Annotated in this window: 6 protein-coding genes; 4 read left to right on the top strand and 2 right to left on the bottom strand. The window is 57.1% G+C overall.

Features of this window, described 5'->3' with window-relative positions; translation table 11 throughout:
* Positions 1-142: 142 nt before the first annotated feature.
* The gene (locus tag FOY56_RS07195) at positions 143-562 is read left to right on the top strand and encodes an adenylate/guanylate cyclase domain-containing protein (RefSeq protein ID WP_246139430.1); all 420 of its coding nucleotides are present in this window, start codon (positions 143-145) and stop codon (positions 560-562) included.
* A 69-nt stretch (positions 563-631) separates the two neighbouring features.
* On the opposite strand, the gene FOY56_RS07190 is transcribed toward FOY56_RS07195, so the two are convergent.
* On the bottom strand, positions 632-2,857 hold the full coding sequence (locus FOY56_RS07190; protein WP_186766270.1) for a GAF domain-containing protein: 2,226 nt from the start codon (positions 2,855-2,857) through the stop codon (positions 632-634).
* 564 nt (positions 2,858-3,421) lie between these two features.
* Between FOY56_RS07190 and gap (FOY56_RS07185) the strand changes: the two genes are divergently transcribed.
* From gap (FOY56_RS07185) to FOY56_RS23530, 3 genes are all read left to right on the top strand, one after another.
* Positions 3,422-4,423, top strand: coding sequence for a type I glyceraldehyde-3-phosphate dehydrogenase (gap, locus tag FOY56_RS07185; RefSeq protein WP_146345125.1), 1,002 nt, complete (start codon positions 3,422-3,424; stop codon positions 4,421-4,423).
* A gap of 143 nt (positions 4,424-4,566) precedes the next feature.
* Positions 4,567-5,595 (top strand): type I glyceraldehyde-3-phosphate dehydrogenase, encoded by a 1,029-nt coding sequence (gap, locus tag FOY56_RS07180; protein WP_146345124.1) that lies wholly within the window; start codon positions 4,567-4,569, stop codon positions 5,593-5,595.
* Between the two features lie 67 nt (positions 5,596-5,662).
* Entirely contained in the window at positions 5,663-5,806 is a 144-nt protein-coding gene (locus FOY56_RS23530) for a hypothetical protein (protein WP_186766269.1), read from the top strand.
* 98 nt (positions 5,807-5,904) lie between these two features.
* On the opposite strand, the gene coaD is transcribed toward FOY56_RS23530, so the two are convergent.
* The gene (gene coaD, locus FOY56_RS07175) at positions 5,905-6,402 is read right to left on the bottom strand and encodes a pantetheine-phosphate adenylyltransferase (RefSeq protein WP_146345123.1); all 498 of its coding nucleotides are present in this window, start codon (positions 6,400-6,402) and stop codon (positions 5,905-5,907) included.
* Positions 6,403-6,429 lie beyond the last annotated feature (27 nt).

Here is a 6,429-nt window from a genome sequence, read left to right as displayed (position 1 = left end):
CTACGACAGATGCCCCAAGGTCTTCCTGTCAGCCTGTGCCCTGGCCGCTGTCGTCATGTTTTGGTTATGAATCCTGACCCTAGGTATCCTGAACAGCTATTTCGATTGTACTGCTGGAGCCGTAATCGATCATGGCGGAGAGGTGCTAAAATTCATCGGCGACGGTGTGCTCGCAATTTTTCCCTTTGAAAGCGAAAAGCGGCCACCGAAAAGTATGTGCTTTGCCGCGCTTTCCGCGGCCAGAGAAGCATTCGCTAGGCTCGACCAAAAAAACCAGTTGATGCCAGAGACCGACGGCCTCCCGCTTTCTTTCGGCGTCGCTTTGACCGTCGGGAAAGTCGTCTACGGCAATGTTGGCACGGAAAAGCGGCTTGACTTCACCGCAACTGGCCCAGCGGTTGCACTCGTCAGCCGCTGTGAAGACCTAACAAAGACTTTGGATGCAGATGTGATAGCCACGGCCGATTTTGTCGAACTCTGCGGCGATAATGCAGTGCCGCTCGGGGATCATGAAATCCGAGGGTTCGCCGAACCAGTTTCACTATTCTCGTACTGCCGTTAAAAGCCACGCAGTGGTATCCTGTACTTTCCTTGTGATGTCTGCAAAGTTGGCTCCGCGGCGGTTGCCTTTCTAGGCGCTGTCTAATCTGAAAACCTCTACTGGTTCGCGGATACCCTTAAGCGAGACCTCTCCGACCGAAACCGATGCGAACATATCTTCCACCGCAATTGCAGCGCGCGTGCTGAGAAGGATCTGGCCATCTTCAGCTTCGTCGCCAAGCCGCGACGCTAGGTTGATTGCGGTGCCTGAGGCTGTGTAATCGGATCGCCCTTCGAACCCGACCATACCGACTGTTGCATATCCAAGTGAAATACCGACACCAAAGCCTAGTCGGTAACCCATACGTTTCCAGGCGCGGCACAAATCTGACATGCGCGCGCGCATAGCGATGGCCAGTTTCACGGCATCCCCGGCTGGGTCTTCGCAAGGCAATGGATCATTGAATAGCACCATTATACCATCGCCCATCCGGTGATCTACGCCCGCGCCATGTGCGTCAATCAGCTTGCCCATTTCTTCGTGATAGGTCTGCAGCACTTCAATAGTTTCTTCCGGTTCGGCAGTTTCGCAGAAGGCCGTAAAGCCGCGGATGTCGCAGAACAGCACGCCCAGCAGCGCCCGGTGGCTCGACAAAAGCTTTTCGTTGCCTGACGACAGAACCGCATCCGCCACTTGCGGCGACAGGAATCGTTTCAGCCGCCCCATGCGCTCGATCTCGCCCACCTGAGCCTCGACCCGGCTTTCAAGCCCGGAGTTCAACTTCTGAACCTCTTCCGTCCGCGCCTCCAACGCCTTGAACTGGCGGACGTTGTCGATGGCGATGACGGCCTGCGAGGCAAAGCTCTCGACCAGTGCGATCTCATCGTCGGAAAACGGCCTTACCTCATGTCTACTAAGCGCGATGGCACCAAAAGCAATTCCACAGCTGACCAGTGGCACACATAGCCGAGAGCGCAAGCCTTCCTTGTCAGCCATGATGATGTAAGATGGGTCGCCATCACGGTACAAATCGGTCTTGGTTATATCTTCCAGATGGACCGTGTGCCCCTTGCGAATGGACTGCGCCACCGGCAACGGCCCGTCCAGTGGCCAGGCTGCGCCGGGACCCATATCGACCGTCCACGTCCCCCATTCCGCCGTCAAAACGAATTCCGTCCACGCTTCGTTTACAAGATACAGCGCTGCACCCGGCACATCGCACAACCGGGCTGCATTCTTAAGGATCGCGTCAAAGACGGGTTTCTCGTCATCCCGGGATCGGCTTATGACTTCGAGGATTTCGGCGGAAGCCTTCTCCCGTTCCAGCCGGACCCGCACCTCGCGAAACTGGCGGACGTTTTCGATGGCTATCACCGCCTGCGCGGAGAAAGTTTCGACCAGCGCGATTTCGTCATCAGTAAACGGCTTCTGCTCTTGTCGAAACAACACGAGGCACCCAATTCCATTCCCCGCTTTCAACAACGGCACCACAAGCATAGTCCGCAGCTTTTCCACGTCTACAGCCGCGACTGTCATCGGATCGCCCGACAGATATCTTTCCGTCAGTTTCAGATCGGGGATATGGTCGATACTCCCTTCCCGAGTTGCAACAACGTTGCGATATTCGCTGTCCATGGGCCAGACGCATTCTTCCGAGGGAATGGCCCGCTCGGCAGGGCCCCAGGTTGCTATCTCGCGGAGATGCGTTCCATCCTCATCAACAAGTTCCAGATCGGCCATCGGGGCGTCACAAAGCTGGGCTGCGTTATTCAGAATCGCCTCGAAGACAGGTGCCTCGTCATCGCGGGATCGGGAAATAACCTCCAATATCTCGCGCGAAGCCCTCTCCCGCTCCAGTCGCGTTTGAACTTCACGGAATTGGCGGACGTTCTCGATGGCAATGACGGCCTGCTCCGCAAAAGTTTCGATCAACGCGATGTCGTCGTCAGCAAATGGCCGAACTTCATTGCGGTTAAGGTTCAGGCACCCAAACGCCACCCCTTCTTTGATCAGCGGTACTGTCAGAAAAGTCCGGACACCCACTTCATCCACGACCTTTACGCGAATTGGATTCCGTTCGCGATACAGCGGATCATCCGCCAGGTCCGCCGTGTGGATCGTGCGGGCTTCTTTAACTGTCTGGACAACCTGGATCGGACCGTCGAGGTCAAATTCATACCCAGGCAAAAAGACTTCATTTTCCGCTCCAAACACAGCCGTATAGTGCATCCGCGTACGTGTCTCGTTGACCAGCGACAGTCCTACCACATTGGCATCACAAAGAAGGGCAGCAGCACGCACAATCGCGTCGAGCACCGGCGTCTCGTCCGCTCGACTCTCGCTGATTACGCGTAGAATTTTCTGAGTCGCTTTCTCGCGTTCTTGCACGCGATAGAGTTCTGCTCGTAAACCGTCTTTCCTGATTTCTTTTGATTGCCGTTGCAACTAATTTGCTCCGAAATTTTTCCTTTTAGGAGGATAGATAGACAGATATTGCGTGACCACCTTTATTTTGAAGCCGGACACTGCGCAGAAGTCGGCTTCGTCCGCGACCAAATCATTGCACTAATGCTAATGTTGCGTGATGCGTCAATGGCCGGTTCGGTGAAGCTGCGGCGCAGCGGCTGGCAATCCGGCCAAGGTCGGCTCTGGGCCGATACCAGCTTTTCAGACAGGTCTTCGACGGGCCCGATCCTCGGTTGCGCACATTTTATTTTCGATCCGCCTCGGTTTGGGAGACCTGTCGGACGCCTCTCTCCTCCCGTTAGCGCAAACCACGCAAGATTGCGCTAACACCTTTATAATGCGACGCTTTTACCCTTTTGGGGCTGAAAGTCTCGGTCTATACGGCCCCAAAGAATTACCCTTTTGGAGACTGTCATGACGATTAAAGTCGGGATCAACGGTTTTGGCCGGATCGGCCGCTGCACCCTTTCGCATATTGCCGCATCGGGTCGTGACGATATCGAAGTGATCAAGGTGAACGCCACCGGACCGCTGGAAACCGCCGCCCATCTGATCAAATATGACAGTGTGCATGGCCGTTTTCCCGGCGATGTGACCATCGGGGATGGTGTCATGAACCTGGGTCGCGGCGACATGCAGATGTATTCGACCTATGATCTGAACGAGCTGGACTGGGACGGCTGCGATGTCGTTCTGGAGTGCACCGGCAAGTTCAATGACGGGTTGAAGGCGAATGTGCATCTGGAACGCGGCGCCAAGAAAGTGCTGCTGTCGGCGCCGGGCAAGAACGTCGACCGGACGATTGTGTATGGTGTGAATGACGGTGAGCTGACGGCCGGGGACAAGATGATCTCGAACGGGTCGTGCACCACCAACTGTCTGGCTCCGCTAGCAAAGATGCTGGACGATGCGTTTGGAATTGAGCACGGCATCATGACCACGATCCACGCCTATACCGGCGATCAGCCGACGCTGGACCGTCGCCATGACGATCTGTATCGCGCCCGCGCGGCTGCGATGTCGATGATCCCGACCTCGACCGGGGCCGCCAAGGCGTTGGGTGAAGTTCTGCCGAACCTCAAGGGTCGGTTGGACGGATCGGCCATTCGTGTGCCGACCCCGAATGTGTCGGCGGTTGATCTGACCTTCCGGGCGTCCCGCGACATTACGGCGGATGAGATCAACGCGGCGGCCAAGGCTGCGGCTGAAGGCCCGATGAAAGGCGTGTTGGGGTATGAGCCCGCCCCGCTGGTGTCGGTCGATTTCAATCATTCGCCCGAAAGCTCGATCTTTGCGCCGGACCAGACCCGCGTTGTGGATAGCCGCATGGCCCGCGTGTTGTGCTGGTATGACAACGAATGGGGCTTTTCGGTGCGGATGGCGGACGTGGCCGTCGCCATGGGCAAGCTGGGCTAAAACGCCTTCCCTTTGATCAATTCTTAAGCCCGTCCGGTGTTTCCGGGCGGGTTTTTGCGTTTTTGACCCCTGCCGGACGGTGTGGGTGGTTGACAAATTGGTTGGAATGTGATGTTAGCGCTAACAGATCAAGGGAGCGAACCATGACACTCAAACTTGCCATTAACGGATTCGGACGGATCGGACGTTGCGTCTTGCGCGCGGCTTATGAGACTGGCCGGGATGATCTGGAAATCGTTGCGATCAACGACCTGACAGACCCCAAGGCCATTGCCCACCTTCTGCGCTATGACAGCGTGCATGGCCGGTTCGGTGAAGATGTTCAGCTGAAGGGCGATGTGCTGGAGGTTGGCGGCAAGCCGATACGGCTGAGCAGTGAAAAGGCGCCCGAAGATCTGAACTGGGGCGATATCGATGTTGTGCTGGAATGCACCGGGATATTCCGCAGTCACGAAACCGCATCGCGACACCTGACAAAGGGCGCGGGCAAAGTTCTGATTTCGGCCCCTGCGGGCGGGTCGACGCCCGTCAAAACGATCGTTTATGGCGTTAACGAAGATGAACTGGGCTTGGATGACCGGATCGTGTCAAACGCCTCCTGCACGACCAATTGCCTGGCCCCGATTGCCAAGGTTTTGGACGAACGCTTTGGCATCGTCAGCGGTCAGATGACCACGATACACAGCTATACCGGCGATCAGCCAACGCATGACCGCGGCCATTCTGATCTGTATCGCGCCCGCGCGGCTGCGATGTCGATGATCCCGACATCAACCGGGGCCGCCAAGGCGCTGGGAGAAGTGCTGCCGAACCTGAAGGGCAAGCTGGACGGATCAGCGATCCGGGTGCCGACACCGAATGTGTCGGCCGTGGATCTGACCTTTGTCGCCGCACGAGACGTCACCAAGGACGAGGTGAACGCCGCCATTCAGGCCGCCACGGGTGGCGCGATGACCAAGGTGCTGGGCTATGCAGAAGACCCGCTTGTGTCGATCGATTTCAACCACGCCCCGCAAAGTTCGGTGTTTGCGCCGGACCAGACCCGGGTCGTGAACGGACGGTTGGTTCGGGTTCTGTCATGGTATGACAACGAGTGGGGGTTCTCGTGCCGGATGCTGGATACGGCGAGTGCAATGGGCGCGGTTGAAGCGGTCGGAGCCAAGGCCGCCTGATCCTGCGCTTGTTTCCGGATCGGTGGTCGGGCATACCGAAGCGAACCGGTAGTTTCCGCAGGGCCCAATGACCGACAAGATCGCGCTATATCTGGGGATTGTTATCTTCATGGCCATCACGGCGGACCTGTTTCTGCGTGGAACCACGGATGTGGTTTTCCTGGGCAAGAAGCTGGCGGACCTTCTGGATTGGCTGGCGTTCTGGCGGTGACGCCTGATCACTGCGATTTACCGGTTTGCATCAAGTTTAATGAAAAAGGCGCGCAAAAACCTGCGCGCCTTTGACGGGTTGAGCAGAGCCGAGACGCCCTAACCCTGTGCTATCCGTGCTTTCAGAGCCTCGTTCACTTTTGGCGGAACGAATTTCGAAACGTCGCCGCCCAAGCGGCAAATCTCTTTCACCAGCTTGCTGGCAATCGCCTGGCGCCGCGCGTCGGCCATCAGGAACACGGTCTCGACTGAATCGTCCAGAGCGCGGTTCATCCCGACCATCTGGAATTCGTATTCGAAATCGGCCACGGCCCGCAGTCCGCGCACGATGATCTGCGCGCCAACGTCATGGGCGCAGTCGATCAACAGGTTTTCAAACGGATGCGCGACGATCACGGTGCCCGTCTGTTCACTGAGGACAGCGCATTCGGCCTCGATCATGGCAACACGCTCTTCCAGCGTGAACAAAGGCCCCTTGTCACGGTTAATGGCAATACCGATCACCAGTTTATCGACCAGCGCTGCAGCGCGGCGAATGATGTCTGTATGCCCCAAAGTCACGGGATCGAATGTCCCGGGATACAATGCAGTTCGCAACCTTACCTCCTGCCCGAACGTCATGCT

Source organism: Falsiphaeobacter marinintestinus (assembly GCF_007923355.1).
GTDB classification, from domain to species: Bacteria; Pseudomonadota; Alphaproteobacteria; order Rhodobacterales; family Rhodobacteraceae; genus Phaeobacter_A; species Phaeobacter_A marinintestinus.
Note: the sequence above shows the minus strand (reverse complement) of the source record. Positions and strands in the feature narration are given on the sequence as shown.